The sequence below is a fragment of the Stenotrophomonas sp. YJH_SMC_16 genome (assembly GCF_059367875.1).
The window spans coordinates 176,869-195,563 of sequence record NZ_JCAFRH010000004.1; the positions used below are offsets into that span (position 1 = coordinate 176,869).

Consider the following 18,695-nt stretch of genomic DNA (forward strand, 5'->3'; position numbering starts at 1 on the left):
TCCCCGGTCAGCCGTAGACCGGGTACTTGCGGCACTGCGCGCTGACGGCGTCGCGCACGCGGGCGATCACGGCGTCATCGTTCGGCGCGTCGAGCACGTCGGCGATCCAGTTGGCCAGGTCCACGCAGTCCTGTTCAACGTAACCACGGGTGGTCACCGCCGGGGTACCCAGGCGCAGGCCCGAGGTCACGAACGGCGAACGCGGGTCGTTCGGCACCGAGTTCTTGTTGACGGTGATGTGCGCCTTGCCCAGCGCCGCTTCCGCGTCCTTGCCGGACACGTCCTTGCCGATCATGTCGACCAGCATCAGGTGGTTCTGGGTGCCACCGGAGACGATCTTGTAGCCGCGCGCGATCAGCGTGTTGGCCATCGCCTGGGCGTTCTTCACCACCTGCTGCTGGTAGGCCTTGAAGCCCGGTTCCAGCGCTTCCTTGAAGGCGACGGCCTTGCCGGCGATGACGTGCATCAGCGGACCACCCTGGATGCCCGGGAACACGATCGACTGCAGCTTCTTGACCAGGTCTTCGTCGGCGCCCTTGGCGACGATGATGCCGCCGCGCGGGCCGCGCAGGGTCTTGTGGGTGGTGGAAGTGACCACGTGGGCGTGCTCCAGCGGGCTGGGGTACACGCCTGCGGCGACCAGGCCGGCAACGTGGGCCATGTCCACGAACAGGTAGGCACCGACCTTGTCGGCGATGGCGCGGAAGCGTGCCCAGTCGATCACCTGCGAGTAGGCCGAGAAGCCGGCCACGACCATCTTCGGCTTGTGCTCCAGGGCCAGGCGCTCGACTTCGTCGTAATCGATCAGGCCCTGATCGTTCACGCCGTACTGCACGGCGTTGAACAGCTTGCCCGAGGCATTCACCTTGGCACCGTGGGTGAGGTGGCCGCCGTGGGCCAGGCTCATGCCGAGGATGGTGTCACCTGGCTGCAGCAGGGCGAAGTACACGGCCTGATTGGCCTGCGAACCGCTGTGCGGCTGCACGTTGGCGTAGTCGGCCCCGAACAGCTGCTTGAGGCGGTCGATCGCCAGCTGCTCGGCGATGTCCACGTATTCGCAGCCACCGTAGTAGCGCTTGCCCGGGTAGCCTTCGGCGTACTTGTTGGTCAGCTGGCTGCCCTGCGCTTCCATCACCGCCGGGCTGGTGTAGTTCTCGCTGGCGATCAGCTCGACGTGGTCTTCCTGGCGCTGGGTTTCAGCGGCGATGGCCTTGGCCAGTTCGGGATCGTAGGATTCGATGCGGACGTCACGCGGGAACATCGGGTACTCCAGCAGGCAGGGAAAAGGGGGTACGGCTCAGCCCCCGATTGTAGCCCCGCACCGGCCTGCTGGGGCCGAAACGGACGGGGCCGGCATCCCCGAAGGAATCCGGCCCCGTATGGTTTCGATTGATGTGGGGTCAGAGCCCTTTCCGTTGGAAAGGGATCCGACCCCGGCCACGATCCTCAGCGGTTGCTGAGCACGTACTGGGCGATCACACCGGTGGCGATGGCAACCAGCAGCATGTTGCCGCGGTCATCGCGGATCCAGTGGTGCCCGTAGGGCGGGCGACGCAGGTGATAGCGCGGGTAGTCGTTCACCACATAGATCGGGCCGCGGTAGTAGTCGCGGTAGCGATGGCCGACCTTCCAGCCATAGCCCGGGCCATAGGCCGGGCGGTACACCACACGCGGCGGCGCCGGGCGGTAGTAGCGGTCATGGTCGCGGTGCCACTCGCGGCGATCCTGGCGGTAGTCGCGCCGGGCCTCGCGGCGGTCGCGCTCCCAGTCACGGCGGTCGTGGCGCCACTCACGGCGATCCTCGCGCCATTCGCGGCGGTCGTGGTTGCGGCGATGATCGTTGTCGGCGAACGCCGGGGCCACGGCGCCCAGCGCCAGCACAGAGGCCACGGCACTGGCCATTACTCGATTGATGCGCATGTCAGACCTCTGCTCGGGTGGGTGGTGAGCCCATATTGCGCAACCGATCTGAACCGTTTCCGGCTGGAAACGCTTCCCGTTGCAGGACTGTGACGCAGTATTCAGGCGGCGGCCAGCCCGGCGCCCCCTTCCCGGGCGCGGCCCGGAACCGGTTCCGGCTATAATTGGCGGTATTCCATTTCAGTCTGTGCCCGCTGCCGCAACGGGATCTTCCCGTGACGGACCGGGCGCAGGGCCGCGCCTACGGAGACCGCATGTCCTCGCAATACATCTACACCATGAACCGCGTGTCCAAGGTGGTCCCGCCCAAGCGGCAGATCATCAAGGACATCTCGCTGTCCTTCTTCCCGGGCGCGAAGATCGGCCTGCTGGGCCTGAACGGCGCCGGCAAGTCCACCGTGCTGAAGATCATGGCCGGCGTGGACACCGATTTCGAGGGCGAAGCCCGCCCGCAGCCGGGCATCAAGGTCGGCTACCTGGCGCAGGAACCGGAGCTGGACCCGACCAAGACCGTGCGTGAAGCGGTGGAGGAAGGCGTGGGCGAAGTGCTGCAGGCCCAGGCCGCGCTGGAAGCGGTGTACGCCGCCTACGCCGAGGAAGGCGCCGACTTCGACGCGCTGGCCAAGGAACAGGAGCGCCTGGAGGCGATCCTGGCCGCTGGCGACGCACACACCCTGGAAAACCAGCTGGACGTGGCCGCCGATGCGCTGCGCCTGCCGCCGTGGGATGCCGTGGTCGGCAAGCTGTCCGGTGGTGAAAAGCGCCGCGTGGCCCTGTGCCGCCTGCTGCTGCAGAAGCCGGACATGCTGCTGCTCGACGAACCGACCAACCACCTCGACGCCGAGTCGGTGGAATGGCTGGAACAGTTCCTGGCGCGCTACACCGGCACCGTGGTGGCGGTCACCCACGATCGCTACTTCCTGGACAACGCCGCCGAATGGATCCTGGAACTGGACCGCGGCCGCGGCATTCCGTGGAAGGGCAACTACACCGACTGGCTGACCCAGAAGGACGAGCGCCTGAAGCAGGAAGACAACCAGGAAAAGGCCCGCCAGAAGGCGATCCAGAAGGAACTGGAGTGGTCGCGCCAGAACGCCAAGGGCGGCCGCACCAAGGGCAAGGCCCGTCTGGCCCGCCTGGAAGAGCTGCAGTCGGTCGATTACCAGAAGCGCAACGAGACCAATGAAATCTTCATCCCGCCGGGCGAGCGCCTGGGCAATGCGGTGATGGAGTTCAAGAACGTCTCCAAGAAGTTCGGCGACCGCCTGCTGTTCGACAACCTGAGCTTCCTGGTGCCGGCCGGCGCCATCGTCGGCATCATCGGCCCGAACGGTGCCGGTAAGTCGACCCTGTTCAAGATGATCACCGGCCAGGAAAAGCCGGACACCGGCGAGATCGTGGTCGGCCCGACCGTGAAGCTGTCCTACGTGGACCAGAGCCGCGACGCGCTGGAAGGCAACCACAACGTCTTCCAGGAAATCGCCGGCGGCCTGGACATCCTCAACATCAACGGCATCGAGATCCAGTCGCGCGCCTACATCGGCCGCTTCAACTTCAAGGGCCAGGACCAGCAGAAGATGGTCGGTTCGCTGTCCGGTGGTGAGCGTGGCCGCCTGCACATGGCCAAGACCCTGCTGCAGGGTGGCAACGTGCTGCTGCTCGACGAACCGTCCAACGACCTGGACATCGAAACCCTGCGTGCACTGGAAGATGCGCTGCTGGAGTTCCCGGGCAACACCTTCGTCATCTCGCATGACCGCTGGTTCCTGGATCGCATCGCGACCCACATCCTGGCGTTCGAAGGCGACTCGCACGTGGAGTTCTTCCAGGGCAACTACCGCGAGTACGAAGAAGACAAGCGCCGCCGCATGGGCGACGACGCTGCGCCGAAGCGCCTGCGCTTCAAGGCGCTGAAATAAGGCAACCGGAAAGGCCGCGCTCGCGCGGCCTTTCTCCTTTCGGTAGGTCACCACCGTTGGTGGTGACGCTTCAAGGCGTACCGACCAACGGTCGGTACCCACCACCAACGGGTCGAGATTCCCCATGTCCCTGTTCGAGCGCCTGTTCCAGCTGCAGCAGCACGGCACCACCGTGCGTACCGAGCTGCTGGCCGGTGTCACCACCTTCCTGACGATGTCCTACATCGTCTTCGTGAACCCCGAGATCCTCGGCACCACCGGCATGGACGCGGGCGCGGTGTTCGTGGCCACCTGCCTGGCTGCGGCGCTGGGTTCGGCGGTGATGGCGCTGGCCGCCAACTTCCCCGTGGGCATGGCACCGGGCATGGGCCTGAACGCGTTCTTCGCCTTCACCGTGGTCGGTGCCGCTGGCCTGCCGTGGCAGCAGGCGCTGGGTGCGGTGTTCATCTCCGGCCTGGTGTTCCTGGTGCTGTCGCTGACCGGCGTGCGTGCGTGGCTGGTGTCCGGCATCCCCTCGTCGCTGCGCTCGGCCATCGTGGCCGGCATCGGCCTGTTCCTGGCGATCATCGCGCTGCAGAAGTCCGGCGTGATCGTCGGCAATGAAGACACGCTGGTGGCGCTGGGCCCGTTGAACACGGCGCCGCCGCTGCTGGCACTGGCCGGCTTCCTGCTGATCGCGGTGCTGGAAGCACGCCGCATCCGCGGTGCGATCCTGATCGGCATCCTGGCGGTGACCGGCGCGGGCTGGGCGTTGGGCGACGTGCAGTACCAGGGCCTGGTCTCGCTGCCGCCGAGCCTCGCACCCACCTTCCTGCAGCTGGACCTGCCGGGCCTGCTGCACCATGACGGCGGCGCACCGATCGCAGTGCTGCTGCAGGTGGTGCTGGTGTTCGTGCTGGTGGAAGTGTTCGATGCCACCGGCACGCTGTACGGCGTGGTCGGTCGCGCCGGCCTGCTGAAGCTGCCGGGCGCGCAGAAGCGTTTCGGCCGTGCGCTGCTGGCCGACAGCACCGCGATCGTGGCCGGTTCGATGCTTGGCACCAGCAGCACCACGGCCTTTGCCGAAAGCGCCTCGGGCGTGCAGGTGGGCGGCCGCACCGGCCTGACCGCGCTGGTGGTGTCGGCGCTGTTCCTGGCGGCGCTGCTGTTCTCGCCGCTTGCGGCAATGGTGCCCAGCTATGCCACCGCGCCGGCACTGCTGTTCGTGGCTGGCCTGATGCTGCGTGAGCTGGTGGAAGTGGACTGGAGCGACCTGACCGAATCGGTGCCAGCCGCACTCTGTGCGCTGGCGATGCCGTTCACCTACTCGATCGCCAACGGCCTGGCGTTCGGCTTCATTGCCTATGCCGCGCTGAAGGCCGGTACCGGGCGCTGGCGCGAAGTGCATCCGGCCGTGTGGCTGGTGGCGGTGCTGTTTACCCTGCGCTACGCGCTGGAATAAGCGGTAGGCGATGCCGGCCAGCGGCCGGCGCTACCAGAGCACGCTTCGGCCCGCGACCGGGACTACCGGACGCGGGGTTCACCCGCCACGCACGGCGCTCTGGGATGATGCGGGCATGGTTCGGCCCGACCTTCCCGCGGATCCTTCTTCGCCGTTGCGCCGTCGCTTGCTGCGCGCGGCAGTGCTGGCGCCGTTGGCCGCTACGCTCGCCACCCTGCCCGGCTGCTCGCTGCCGGTGCAGGTTGATGGCACCTTCCTGCAGCCGTGGCGCAGCCACCTGCAATGGGGCCTGGCCGACTGGCAGCGATCCTTGAAGCTTGCGCATACCCTGGGCTGCCGTCAGCTGGTGCTGCAATGGACCGGCATCGTCGGTGGCAGCGACGGCGACTGGTCACTGCCCGACGGCAGCCTGCAGCAGCTGTTCACCGCCGCCGGCGAGAACGGCATCCGCATCCGCGTCGGCCTGCCCTTCCAGCAACGCTGGTGGCAGGCCATCGCCGCGGACGACGCCACGCTGAAGGCCTTCCTGGCCGAGAGCCTGGCGTACGCACGCAGCTGGTTGGCACAGGCACCCTGGGCGCAGCAGCCGGCCTTCGGGGGCTGGTACCTGCCCTACGAACTGGAGCAGTACCACTGGGCCGATCTGGCCCGCCAGCAATGGCTGGCGCAGTGGCTGCACGGGCTGGTGCAGGCCGCCAGCACGCGCGGCGGTGACTGTGCGATCTCCTGTTACTTCAGCCGCCTGCAGACCGATGGCAACCTGGTCACGCTGTGGCAGGCGGTGCTGGCACAGGCCACGCTACGGCCGATGGTGCAGGATGGCGTGGGGGTGGCCGGTGCCGGCAACGTGCAGCAGCTCCAGCCGTTGCTCGATCATTTCCATGCACACGGCATCGGTTTCGATGTGATCGTCGAACTGTTCCGCGAACTGCCCGGCGGCCCTGCCGACGGCAGCGGATTCAAGGGCGAAACCGCCGATGCCGCACGTATCCAGCGGCAGTTGGCATGGGCACGCGACAGCGGCGCACAGCACGTGCTGGTCTATGCACTGGAGCCATGGCTGACCCAGGACACGCCGCAGGCCGCAGCGCTGCGGCGACGCTGGGGCCTGCGTCAATAGTAGAGGATGGCGGTAGCGAACAGGCCCTTGGCGCGCTGTGTATCACCGCCACCGATCGCGAAGCGGTACTGCACGGTCAGGTCCAGGTAGGAACGCGGCGTGTTGTAGTGGTCCTCGCGGAACCCGTAACGCACGCCCACGCCCGGCCCTGCGCCAAGTGACCAGCTGCGCTGCGTATCGTTGAGCGCGAACGACTGCGCCGGGAACGGCGGATAACGGATGTCGCGCACGCGCGAGCGCTGGTCCAGCCAATCGGCACCAACCACGACATAGGGTGTGACCACCCAATGCGTCTGCCCTGCACCGAAGCGGAAACTGCGCCCGGCGCGCAGTTCACCGGCAGCGAACCACTGTTCGCGATGCAGGCGCCCATTGGCCTCACCCAGGCGCCGCACCGGCGTGCCGTTGGCATCAAGCGCGTCGAGGGTGAAGGTGGCACCGTTGTCGTCCCAGGTGTATCCCCCCTGCGCGTAGCCACTGACCATCCACCACTGGTTCACATCGGTGCGCAGATCGGTGCCATGGTAGTAGCCATAGGTCAGGTAGGACATCCAGCCACCGGAACCACTGGCCAGCCGGTAGCGCGCCAGCGTGCTGGCTTCCAGTGGCCGGTTCAGGGCCAGCTGCAGGCGGCACTGCACTGCGGCCGATTCGGGGTAGACCTCGCCCTGGCGGGTTGCACTGCCGAGGAACTGTCGGCGCTCGATGCCAGCACTCAGACCGGTCTGGCCAAACGCGTAGCGCATGCCGAAGGACGCGATTGTGGAGGGCCAGCCGGTAGTGGAACGCGAGTGGCTGAGGCGCTCGGCGCGTGCACGCGCATCCGGCGTTGATTCGCCGTTGCACGGGTCCACCGCGCGGATCGATTCGTAGGTGCCGCCCTCGTCGTACAGCGTGTTGAGCAGGCGTGCGTAGAGTTCCAGCGTGCCATGCTGGTCGTTGAAGGCCGGGGGCCGCCAGAACGCTTCCAGCGTGCTGAACACCGAATCGCCGGGCGTGCTGATCGCAGCGCCGCCGACATTGGTCGCCGCCTGGCGCGCACCTCGGAAACCCGCCGAGGCGATCACGCCCCACTCGCGCGAATAGTTGGCGATAGCATTGCGTACGTTGTAGCGCTGGTGCGCATCCAGTGGCAGCTCACCGGCATCGGCGCGATCAATGGCGCTGCGCAGCAGCATCACCGCCTGCGGATGGTCGCCGTTGGCTGCGCTGGCGTAGGCCTGGTCGAGCACTACGATTTTCGGTGCCTTTCCGGTGGCCTCGGCGGCACGGAAGTCGGCCAGTGCGCGCGCCGGTTCGTGGGCCCTCTGGTTGAGGTAGCCGCGCTGCATCAGTGCACCCGCGTCATCAGGACGCTGTGCCAGTGCCGTATCCAGGCGCTGCCGCGCTTCGTCCTGCTGGGCACGGTTGCCCGCCGCCAGCGTGGTGGTCAGCAGGCCTTGCAGGTTCGCGTCGTCCGGTGCGAGTTGCACGGCCTGCCGCGCCTCACCGATGGCATCGGCGTAATCCTGGCGCGCGTAGGCAGCGTAGGCACGCTGTGCGGCACCGCCATCCCCCTGCAGATCGGCCGGCACCAGTTCGCAGACGTTGCCGCTGTCCCCGGACGGGCAGTGCTGGACCGGTGGCGGGTAGGCTTCGGCGCTGATGCGGGGAAGGTCGCGACTGGAACGGATCGCCCGGCTGCGTTGCGCGATGCCCTGCTGCAGAAGCTGCCGTGACCGTGCATCGCCTTCACCTGCCGGCAGCGCCGCCTGCAACGGTGCCAGCAGTGCAGCTGCGCGTACCCGATCACCTGCGGCCAGCGCCGCATCCACCGCCAGCAGGCGCACGTTGCGCTGCTGCGCGGTTGATCCCGGCGTGGCGAGCGCGGCATCGAAATCCTCATTGGCCCGCAGCGTACTGCCCTGGCGCTGGCGCAGGTAGCCACGCATCACCCGGGCATTGAGATCGTTGGCGTCCACCTGCAATGCCTGATCAGCACTGTGCTCAGCGTCGGCCAGCTGATCGCCCTGCAGCTGCGCGGTGATCAGCAGCAACCGGTATGAAGCAACGTCGGGTGCCAGTTCCACGGCGGCGTGCGCCTGCTCAATGGCGGCGGCATCCTCGCCTGCGGACAGCAATTGATAGGCCTGCTGTGCCTGCAGCAGCGCGCGTTGGCGGCCCAGTGTCACGCGCCGCGCGCGCAGCGCTTCGACATTCGGTGCGCCCAGCTGCAGCGCGGTGCCGATGGCGGCGTCGGCCTGTTCGGGCTGTTGCTGTGCCTCCAGCGCCGCCACCCACAGCAGGGCCCATGCGCCCTGTTCCGGCTGCTGCCGGAACGCCTGTTCGGCCTTGCTGGCGGCGATGCCCATCTGCCCGGCGTCGTAGGCCGCATAGGCTTCGGTTGCCAACATGTAGGCCTGCCGGTTGTTGTGGCCGGCCACCGTTGCGGGTGCACGCGGCACCGCTGTGCCACGCGCTGCACCTGTGGTCGTCCTGGGCGCGGCGGCCAGCGCAGGCAAGGCCGGATCCCTCATCCCCGCGTCCAGCGCACGGCGCGCCTGCTGCTGTGCTTCTTCGCCACGACCAAGCTTCTGCAGCGCATAGATCTGCAGCAGGCGCAGCCGCACCACGTCCGGGCGCAGCCGGATCGCTTCGCTGGACTGCCGGTAGGCCGTGGGGTAATCGCCACGTTCATAGGCAGCAAACGCCTGCTCGGCGATGCGGTAGGCCGCACCGGACAGCGGCAGTGCAGCATCGGCCTGCGCCAGCACCGGCGCGGCGGCCGTGGCCAGTGCCACGGCAATGACGGTGGACAGCAGCGTGGTCTTCATGCCGGCAAGGCTCCGGGCGGCGGCGACTGCAGCGTGGCCGCACGCCGGCGCTGCTCCTGCATGGCCTGGGCCACGGCCTCTTCGGTGGTGATGCCCTGCTTGACCAGGTAGTCGCCGATGCGGCCGTCGCGCTGCGGCATGTAGTCGTCCATTGCGATCTCGAAGCGTGCGTGATCGATCAGGCGCATTTCCACCAGCAGGTCGCCCAGCAGGGGCACGTTGTCCAGGTGCCACTGCCGTTCGCCACCGATCAGGCGCAGGCCCGCGTTGATCTCGCTTTCGCGGGCGATGCTCTGTTCGATGTGCTCGCTGCGCGTCTCCTGCTTCAGCAATGCCACGGCGTCCTCGGGCAGCGGACTGGCCACGGCCAGTCGCAGGGTGCCTTCCTGGCGCGGCGGCAGCGGCAGCATGCGCCATTGCACGCAGGCATCGGCACTGACCGGGAACTGGCAGGCACGCAGGTAATCCACGTCGATCACCGCGCGTGGCAGGTCACCCTGGAACGCGATGGCCTCGGCCAGGGTCTCGTCATCCAGCCAGCCCTGGGTGAGCAGGATGCGGCCCAGCGGTTGCTGGCGGCCTGCCTGCTGCTGGTCCAGCGCCTGCTGCAGGCGCTCGGGTTCCACCGCCTGCCAGGTGGTCAACAGCTCACCCAGTTGCTTGCGGGTCTGCACCAGCTGCGCCGCATCGGGGAAGTCGTGCATTGTCTTGTCCCAGACCATGCGCTTGCCGAACAGCAGGTAGGCCAGGAACACCTTCCAGGCACGGGCGGTGGCCATGAAATTGATCATGTTGCCGACCACCATGCGCGGGATCGACATCAACGCATGCTCCCAGCCGTACAACCGGTTGACGAAATAGAAGCGCTGCACGACCCGGGTCGCCAGCGCTGCGGTGGTCAGCAGCGCGACATTCATCTGCCAGGTACCGGCCTGGAACACGCTGGGAAACTGCATCGTCCACAGCCCGGTCATCTTCAACAGCCAGAACAGCAGCAGCTGCAGGAAGATGATGTAGGCGATGATGCTGACGAACGAGGTGATGATGCCCTTGCGGTCGCGCGCCAGCAGGTACTTGGTGGCCAGTGATCCACGCCAGCCCAGCGACTCCCAGCTCTGCAGGCCGATGCCCAGCACCCACCGCGCCTTCTGCCGGTACGAGGCACGGAAGTTGTCGGGGAAGTACTCGCGCACGCACAGCGCCATCTGCTGGGTACGCTCGCGCACCGGCCCCCAGCCGAACCATGACGGACGGCGCACGCGGAACTGCACCGGGAAGCGGGCGAAGATCGACTGCATGCCCATCGCCGCCAGCCGCGCACCGACGTCGTAATCCTCGGTGAGGCTGTCGGTATTGAAGGGCTGGTTGTCGGTCTGTGCGCTCAGCGCCAGCAGCGCGCGCCGCGAGAAGCAGGTACCCACGCCCGCGGAGGGCACCATGCCGGACACGCTCTCGCGCACCACCAGATCCTTTGCGTGCCATTCGGCGAACTCGTCCATGTAGACGCCGGCCACCAGTTCGTACCACTCGCGGTCCAGCGAGGTCACCGGCAACTGGATCATGTCCTTGCGTGGCAGCAGGTAGTTGTAGAAGCGCAGTTCCATCGGGTGCAGCACGTCCTCGCTGTCGTGCAGGATCACCCCGGCGAATTCGATGTCGTGGCGCTTCTCGTAATCGAAGATGGCCAGGATCAACCAGTTCAGGCAATCGGCCTTGCTGGTCGGCCCGTCGTGCGGCACCTCCACGCGGCGCAGGCGCTTGTAGCGGCGGCGCATGCGCTCCACTTCGTCGATGGTCTGCTGGTCGTTGGGATAGGTGCCGACGAACACGACGTACTCGCGGTAGTCGAGCACGTTGATCATGTTCTCCACCATCTGCGCGATGACGTCGTATTCCATCCACGCCGGCACCATGATCGCCAGCGGCTGTTGCGGCCGCTGCATCAGGTCTTCCTGGGTCAGCGGCCGGTACGCTTCGCGACGCTTGATGGTGAGCGCGCGCCAGCTCTCGCGAACCCAGTACCAGACATCGATGAACAGGTCATCGAGGCTGGAGATCAGGATCAGCACGGCCACCGCCGCCGCCGTGGTTTCCAGGGCGGCGTAATAGTTGGCCAGCTGGATGTTCCAGAACAGACCGTCCACGGTGGATCAGTGCCCTGTGTTGGCGGACTTGCGGCGGCGCACCTGGGTGACGCGGGCGGCCAGCAGCGCGAACACGATCACGCCGACCAGCAGCAGCAACCAGACCATGTGCCGTTCCCACTTCGATTGCGGATTGCCATCCTGGGCAACGCGGCTTCCGTAAGGATCCTGGCGATCGAACTCGCGCACGGCATCACTGCCGTCGAGCACCGCAAGATCACCGCGCAGCAGCCGGAACGGTGCGCCGAACGACGGTGCCTGTGCGCCCAGGTCGCTGTACAGCACGCCGAGCTGGCCGCCGGAGGTGCCGACCTGCACCACCGCAGCGCGATCCAGGCCGCCGACATCCAGCAGCGGCTGCGGCTTCCCGCCGATCAGCAGGTGGCCGTCCTTCAGGCCGGCCACATCAACACCCGACGGCGCCACACCGAAGGCCAGCCACGGCGTACCCGGGCTGACCGCCGCACCGGCATCGACCACCTTCAGCGCCGACGCCTCCGGCGAGGCGCCCACTGCACTGGCCACCGCGATCACCTTGCGCAGCGATGCCGGCGCATCCTGCAGCCACGTGGCGGGCACGAACACCTGGTTGCCGCGTGACAGCTGGCTGCTGGCACCGACGAAATCACTGCCCAGCGAACGCTTGGCCAGGGTCAGGTGACTGCTGGGCAGGATCGATACCGGATAGGCGGTGGCCGGATCGTGGCAATAGGGGCGTGCCGGCTGGCGCAGGAAGCTGACCCGGATCTCGTTGCGCGCCGACAGCGCATAGGCCGGCACCTTGGCCACCAGCCGCTGCGGCTGGCCGTTGGCCGACAACACCTTGCCCCCCAGCAGGTAATCGTTGAAATGGATGGTGGCCACCGCGCCCTGCCCGGCCGCGTTGGGGGCCGCCGAGACGTCGATCACCACCTCTTCGGGCAGGCGCCCATCGGCCGACAGCGCGCCGAGGTCGAAGGTGGCACTGCGGTCCGCGCGGGTGACGACATCCACCGTGCCGGCGATGTTGCCGAGCCGACTCAGCAGCACCTGGTCACCGTCCAGCTTCGGCGTGCCCGCTGCGCTGACCTGCAGGCTGCGGCCCAGCGCATAGCTGCGCCACTGCTCGGCGAGCAGCCCGGCGACCTTGCCCGCCGCCGCCGGATCGACCACCAGCGTGGGACGGCCGGCAACGGCCACCACGCTGACCGAGGCGCTGGTCGCGGGCTTTTCCAGGCCACCCATGTCGGTACCGCGCCACGCGGCGAACGCCGTGCCCGCCTCGGCGCCAGTGGTGGCAACCTGTGCGGCCAGCGCATCCAGCGCCGCGCGCACGCCGGCCCGCAGCGCATCACTGCCGATCATCACATCGGCGGCCAACGGCCCGCTGTCCCGCAGCGACAGCAGCGCACCGACTTCGGCCAGATCCTTGATCGCGTATGCCCGCTCGCCCGCGGCCAGCGCGGCATAGGCCGGCACGCCCTGCAGGCTGGCCGGGATGCTGATGCCGGTCAGGTCGACACGGTCACCAACCTTGGGCAGCGCCACCACCTGCACCTGCTTGCCACCGGCCTGCATTGCGGTACCGATGCGCCAGGCCGCATCGTAGGCAGGCGCCTGCAGTGCCTTGCCATCCACCAGCAGGCGCACCTGCGGGGGCAGCGCGCCCCACGCCTTGGCCACGGTATCCACGGCGCGGCCGTCGAAGCGGTAGCTGAAACGCGAGTCCGGCGACAGCCGCAGCACGTTGGCCGGCGCGCTCTGGTCGGCACATTGGTAGTCGGACACGATTGACCACCAGCCGACGCCGATCCGCACGAAGCCGTTCTGGCGGGGTTCGCCATCGATGGCCAGCAGCTGGCTGGCATCGCCCTGGGCATCGGTGATCGAGCGCGCGGCGATTGGATCGCCATCCACCGACCACAAGCCCGAGGTACGCCCAGCGTGCCCGCGTACATAGCGCCCATCGAGCTGCAGCTGTGCATCGCGGGTGGCAACGCCAGCCGGCACCGGCAGATAGACCTCACGCTGGCTCTCCTGCCCGCTGAGCACCAGCGGTTGGCGGAAACCGAGTTCGCGCAGGGTCATCTGCCGGCTGACCGTGCTGTCGCCGCTCCATTCGGCGAACTGGCCGGCGACGCTGTCGGCGGCATGGGCACTGCCAACCACCCCCGACAGGACGAACGCGGCGGCGGATGCAAACAGGGGAGAGCGGCCGGTCTGGGTCATGGCGTCACTTCGCGTGGATGGGAGTGGGCGGCACCGCCGCTGCGGAGGCCGGGCGAGAATTCGGGAAGGGGCGTGCCACGCAGCGCGGCGACGATGCGCGCGGCGGCACGGCCATCGCCGTAAGGGCTGGCATCGGGATCGAAGTGGGTCGGGTGCGGTGGTTGTGCCAGTGCCGCATTGACCGCCTCGACAATGCGCGAAGGCGTGGTGCCGACCAGCGTCACCACACCGGCCTCGACCGCCTCCGGGCGTTCGGTGACGTCGCGCATGACCAGCACGGGCTTGGCCAGCGCCGGCGCTTCTTCCTGCACGCCACCGGAGTCGGTGAGGATGACGTCGGCGCGCTGCATCAGGCGCACGAAGCGCAGGTAGTCCTGCGGCGGCACCAGGTGCACGTTGTCGAGATGGCCGAGGTGGGCGTTGACCGGGCCCTGCACGTTCGGGTTGAGATGCACCGGGTACAGCACCTGCAGGTCCGGCCGCCGGGCCAGCTCGGCCAGCGCGCGGCAGATGTCCTCGAAGCCCTGGCCGAAGCTCTCACGGCGGTGGCCAGTGACCAGCAGCAGGCGACGATCGGGATCAAGCATGTGGAAGGGTTCGTCAGCCCGCGCACGCAGCGCCGGGTCGGCATCCAGGCGCTCCACGGTCTGCTGCAGCGCATCGATGACGGTGTTGCCGGTGACCAGGATCTGCCCGCCGAGGTGTTCACCGGCCAGGTTGGCGCGCGAGCTGGGCGTGGGCGCGTACAGCTGGTGGCCGACCACATCGATCACCCGCCGGTTCATTTCCTCCGGCCACGGCCGGTTGATGTCACCGGTGCGCAGTCCGGCCTCGACATGACCGATCGGAATGCGGTGGTGGAACGCGGCCAGCGCGGCGGTCATCGCCGTGGTGGTATCGCCGTGCACCAGCACCCGGTCCGGACGGACCTGCGTGTACAGCGCGTCAAGCCGCTCGAACAGCTTCGCGCACAAGCCATTGAGGGTCTGGTTGGGGACCATGACATCGAGGTCATGGTCGGCGGTGATCTCGAACAGCGACATCACCTGGTCCAGCATTGCCCGGTGCTGGCCGGTGATGCAGACCACCGATTCGATATCCGCAGCCTCGCCCAGGGCACGCACCAGCGGCCCCATCTTGATCGCTTCCGGTCGCGTGCCGAACACCGACAGGACCTTCACCGCAGCGCTCCGGACGGACGGCGCGAGGAAATGCCAGGAGCTGTAGCCACGTCTGGATCCTTTCGGCGTTCCCGTCCAACACCCGCAGGCAGGAGACGGTCACCTCATGAGGAAACTCCAAAATCGCGACGTACATCACATTCGAATGATGGTACGCGCGTCGTGGCATTGATCTTCATCGTTGGAAGATCAAGACGCAGTCAACGCCGCCCGCGGAACGGGCGACGTTGCAGTGAAACGCAGCAGTGGCCGCAGCTTGGGACCGCCTTACTCGTACTGGATGGTGAACGTGGCCTGGCCGTTCGCGACACCGGCGCCGACCGTGCCGGCCTGGGTCTGCACATAGCGCGCGCGCAGCGGCAGCGCCATGACGCTGGTGCCCGGCGCGGTGGTGCCGACGTTGATGGTCTGGCCGAAGCGGACTTCGCGCTCGGTGGTGCCGTCACGCTGGACCATCTGGATGCCGATGCGGGTGGCGCTGTTGCTGGCGGCGCTCAGCTTCAGCACGCCCGGCATGTTCGAGCTGTCCTGGTCGGCATCCAGGCGGATGCCGATCTTGCTCTGGTAGGCCGCAACATTGCTGCCCTGGCAGTTCAGGCGGATCTCGAAGTCACGATTGACCGCCTTGGAACCGACACCGGTGAAGCTGGTGTTGGGCACACTGCCGAAGTCGACGGCAATGTTCCGGCTGCCGGCCTGCACTTCGCAGGTCGGGCTGACCACGGTGGTGCCCGAGCCCTTGAAGGTCGAGGTCAGCACCGGACGACTGGCGCCATCACCGTCGAAGTAATAGGTGGTGAAGCGACCGTTCGGCGCGATCACGCCCGAGCCGGTCTGCGCGGCGGTCTTGATCAGCTGGATGCGGAAGGTGCCGCCGATCAGCGAGATGGTGGCGTTGCCGGCAAAGTTGATGGAGTGCGGATAGTAGGTCTGGATGGCGCCGGAATCGCGGAACAGGCGGATGCCCACGCCCGCAACGTCGGTTTCATACACATTGGAGAACCCGGCGACCGGCCGACGCTGCGCTGCGTTGACGTACTCGCCGATGGAACGGCCACCGGACCAGTCGCAGCGCGCGACGCTGTTCTGCTGGGTGATCGATTCGCTGATTTCCTTGATCACGCCACCGACCGGCGTGCTGGGCAGGATCACGATCTGGCCCATGTCCATGGTCACGTCCTGCGCGGTGAACCAGCTGGACTGGATGCGGCACGACGCACTGGCCTGCTGCGCCAGCAACACACCACCGAGCACGGCCACGGCAGCCAGCGCCTTGCGGCCTCGGGAAGAAATCATCGGCATGCTGCCTCCAGCGGGATGAAGCCGGTCTTGGACGCATCGGCGCCCGCCGGAACCTGGTAATCGACGGTGCAGCGCTGGTCGGCGCCTGCGCCCCATTCCACCAGCAGGTGGCCCTGGTTCTTTTCACTGCGCACGTACAGGCGGCCGCCCTGGCTGACCATGCCCACCGGCTGGCCCTGCTCGTCCTTGACCTGCGCACCGAACGGCATGGTGCGGCCATCCGGGTTGCGCACCTGGATCAGCAGCGCGTTGCCCTTGCGGGTATCGAAGCGCAGGTAGCTGATGGCACCGGCGAACGGCGCGATCGACTGGCTGGTGCTTTCCAGCTCGACGTCGTGGGCCATGCCCTGCGGGTCGAGGGTGACGGTGTTGAGGCGGTACGGCGACACGTACGGCACCACGGCGTAGCCGCGGCCATCGACGCGCAGGCCCGGGGCGTTGCTGACGATCGCATCGCGCGCGCCCGGTGCTTCCACCAGCACCATGGTATCGCCACGCTGCGGGGTGAAGGTGAAACCACCCGGATGCACGACCACGCTGCCATTGGCACCCACCGAAGCCTGACGGAAGTCACGCGAGTGGCTGTAGCTGGCGTTCAATGCGGAATAGCGGCTGCGGTATTCGACGTTGCCGATCGCGGTGGTGCTGCCCTCGCGGGAATCGGACAGGGCCGCGCCATAGCTGAAGTTGTTGTCGACACCGGCCGAACCGGTGATGCCAACGCGGCTGTTGTCGTAGCCCCCGCGGTCGCGCACGCCGAGATCAGCACTGAACGACACCGGGTGGGTACCACGGCCCAGCGGCACGCTCATCGACAGCAGGTACTGGGTATCCGAGCGGCCGAGTACGCCCTCTTCGGTGCGCAGCGCCGAGAAGCCGTAGTTCACCGAACGCCAGGCGTTGTTGTAGCCGACCTGGTACTGCTTGGAGGTGCCGGAACGGTCGTAGAAGTCGCGCACCGAGCCGGTCACGTACAGCGCGCCGCCACGACGGCCCAACGGCTGGTTCAGGGTCACCTGGAACTGGCTGCGCTGGCGGCCACGGGTGGTCGGATCGATGCCGCGCTTGTCCGAATCACGGCCGTACAGCGCATCCTGCAGGCTGTAGAAGCCTTCGGTCGAATAGCGGTAGGCGGCCAGGGTCAGGTTGGTCCCGGTCTCGCCGATCATGTTGCTGTAGCTCAAGCGCACGCTGGCACCGGTGTGGTTGCCGTAGTGGTCGAACGTCGTACGTGCGTGGGTGACGTCGGCGGCGAACGCGCCAACCGGCGTGGACAGGCCGACGCCGTACAGCAGCGACAGGTAGCCGTCGCTCAGTGCACTCCCGCCGTACAGCGTCAGCTGGTTGCCGATACCGCGCTGGTAGGTGCCCTGCACCAGCCACGGCTCATCGGCCAGCAGCTTGTTGCGCACCTGGCCGGCGGTCAGCGAGTAACGCGACACGCCTTCGCGCAGCATCTGAGGCACCGAACCGAACGGCACCTTGAATTCGCGGCGGCGGCCATCGGCCTCGATCACGCTCACTTCCAGATCGCCGCCGTAGCCGGTCGGGTACAGGTCGTCGATGACGAAGCTGCCCGGCGACACGGTGGAGGAGTAGATCAGCTGCTCGTTCTGGCGCACTTCGATGCGTGCATTGGTCTCGGCGATGCCGCGCACGACCGGCGCGTAGCCGCGCAGCGAATCGGGCAGCATGCGGTCGTCGCTGGCCAGGCTGGCACCGCGGTAACCGATCGAGTCGAACAGTTCACCGGTGGTGTAGGCCTCACCGATGGTGAGCATGCCGCGCACCTGCGGGATGCCGCGCTGCGCATAGGTGGCGATGCTCTGCCAATGGCGGCCGTCACCCTCGGTCCAGGTCAGGTTGGAGTCGTGGCGGAACTGCCAGCCACCCAGGTTCATGCCGGCGTTGAGGCCGAGGTAGGCACTGCGGTTGCGCTGGCCACCTTCGACACGGCTGTCGCTGTCGATGGCATTGAAGCTGTAGCCGACGAAGCCGGCATTGATGCCGCGGTCCCACAGCGCCGGGTTGACGTAGCCGCGTGCCTCACGGCGCAGGAACACCTGCGGGATGCTCAGGTCGTAGCGCAGGTTGCCGCTGTCATAGACACCATAGGCATTGGCCATGCGCTGCTGGACCGGCACGCAGCTGGTCTTGTCGGTCGGCACGGACGGATCCTGCTGCAGCAGCACGGCTTCGCTGTCCACGCCCATTTCTTCCAGCATCGGCAGCGGCAGGCAGGCGTCGACACGGCCCTGCGCATCGGCCTTGAACTGCAGATCGCGACGGCCCTGCCAGGCACCGTTGACGTAGACGTCGACACGATAGTTGCCGGCCACCATCGGGTTGCCGTTGCTGAAGGCCGCCAGGTCGACCTGCTTGGCCTGGCCAGACAGGAAGCTGGAATTGAACTGGGCCGACTCCGGTGCGCGCGCATTGGCCGCACCACTCTGCGCCATCAGCGCCTGTTCGCCGAGATTGGCCGGGGCAGCCAGCGCCCATCCTGGGCAGGCCACGCCAGCAACCAGCAGGCAAAGCGCCTGATGGATCGACAATGTCAATCTGTTTCCGATCACACTGACATTCCTTCAATTCGCCGCACAGCGGCGGTGGCGGGATGCGCAGGCCAAGGGCCAGCGCGGCGCGT

General features: G+C 67.4%; 11 protein-coding genes. 3 read left to right on the forward strand and 8 right to left on the reverse strand.

Going from position 1 to position 18,695, the window contains the following annotated elements:
• Positions 1-7 precede the first annotated feature (7 nt).
• The gene (gene glyA / locus AC5P6E_RS10700; RefSeq protein ID WP_010481990.1) at positions 8-1,261 is read right to left on the reverse strand and encodes a serine hydroxymethyltransferase; all 1,254 of its coding nucleotides are present in this window, start codon (positions 1,259-1,261) and stop codon (positions 8-10) included.
• A gap of 185 nt (positions 1,262-1,446) precedes the next feature.
• Entirely contained in the window at positions 1,447-1,920 is a 474-nt protein-coding gene (locus AC5P6E_RS10705) for an RcnB family protein (protein ID WP_019338039.1), read from the reverse strand.
• A gap of 254 nt (positions 1,921-2,174) precedes the next feature.
• On the opposite strand from AC5P6E_RS10705, the gene ettA reads away from it, so the two are divergent.
• The 3 genes from ettA (at position 2,175) to AC5P6E_RS10720 (ending at position 6,400) form a co-directional block, all read left to right on the forward strand.
• Entirely contained in the window at positions 2,175-3,839 is a 1,665-nt protein-coding gene (gene ettA / locus AC5P6E_RS10710) for an energy-dependent translational throttle protein EttA (protein ID WP_010481992.1), read from the forward strand.
• A gap of 124 nt (positions 3,840-3,963) precedes the next feature.
• A complete protein-coding gene (locus AC5P6E_RS10715) occupies positions 3,964-5,280 on the forward strand; it encodes an NCS2 family permease (protein ID WP_005408048.1) in 1,317 nt (438 codons plus the stop codon).
• Between the two features lie 154 nt (positions 5,281-5,434).
• Positions 5,435-6,400: a DUF4434 domain-containing protein gene (locus AC5P6E_RS10720; RefSeq protein ID WP_483698361.1), complete on the forward strand. Its 966-nt coding sequence runs from the start codon at positions 5,435-5,437 to the stop codon at positions 6,398-6,400.
• On the opposite strand, the gene AC5P6E_RS10725 is transcribed toward AC5P6E_RS10720, so the two are convergent.
• The 6 genes from AC5P6E_RS10725 to AC5P6E_RS10750 form a co-directional block, all read right to left on the reverse strand.
• On the reverse strand, positions 6,394-9,213 hold the full coding sequence (locus AC5P6E_RS10725; protein ID WP_495230946.1) for an NfrA family protein: 2,820 nt from the start codon (positions 9,211-9,213) through the stop codon (positions 6,394-6,396). The genes AC5P6E_RS10720 and AC5P6E_RS10725 overlap by 7 nt on opposite strands.
• The gene (locus tag AC5P6E_RS10730; RefSeq protein WP_495230947.1) at positions 9,210-11,357 is read right to left on the reverse strand and encodes a glycosyl transferase family protein; all 2,148 of its coding nucleotides are present in this window, start codon (positions 11,355-11,357) and stop codon (positions 9,210-9,212) included. The genes AC5P6E_RS10725 and AC5P6E_RS10730 overlap by 4 nt, the downstream gene beginning before the upstream one ends.
• 6 nt (positions 11,358-11,363) lie before the next feature.
• Complete coding sequence (locus AC5P6E_RS10735; RefSeq protein WP_483698365.1) at positions 11,364-13,565, reverse strand: hypothetical protein; 2,202 nt, start codon at positions 13,563-13,565, stop codon at positions 11,364-11,366.
• Entirely contained in the window at positions 13,562-14,746 is a 1,185-nt protein-coding gene (gene wecB, locus AC5P6E_RS10740; protein ID WP_053442503.1) for a non-hydrolyzing UDP-N-acetylglucosamine 2-epimerase, read from the reverse strand. The genes AC5P6E_RS10735 and wecB overlap by 4 nt, the downstream gene beginning before the upstream one ends.
• Positions 14,747-15,013: 267 nt before the next feature.
• A complete protein-coding gene (locus tag AC5P6E_RS10745; protein WP_043397861.1) occupies positions 15,014-16,048 on the reverse strand; it encodes a fimbrial protein in 1,035 nt (344 codons plus the stop codon).
• A complete protein-coding gene (locus tag AC5P6E_RS10750) occupies positions 16,039-18,603 on the reverse strand; it encodes a fimbria/pilus outer membrane usher protein (RefSeq protein WP_483698443.1) in 2,565 nt (854 codons plus the stop codon). Before AC5P6E_RS10750 ends, AC5P6E_RS10745 begins: the two co-directional genes overlap by 10 nt.
• Positions 18,604-18,695: the final 92 nt, after the last annotated feature.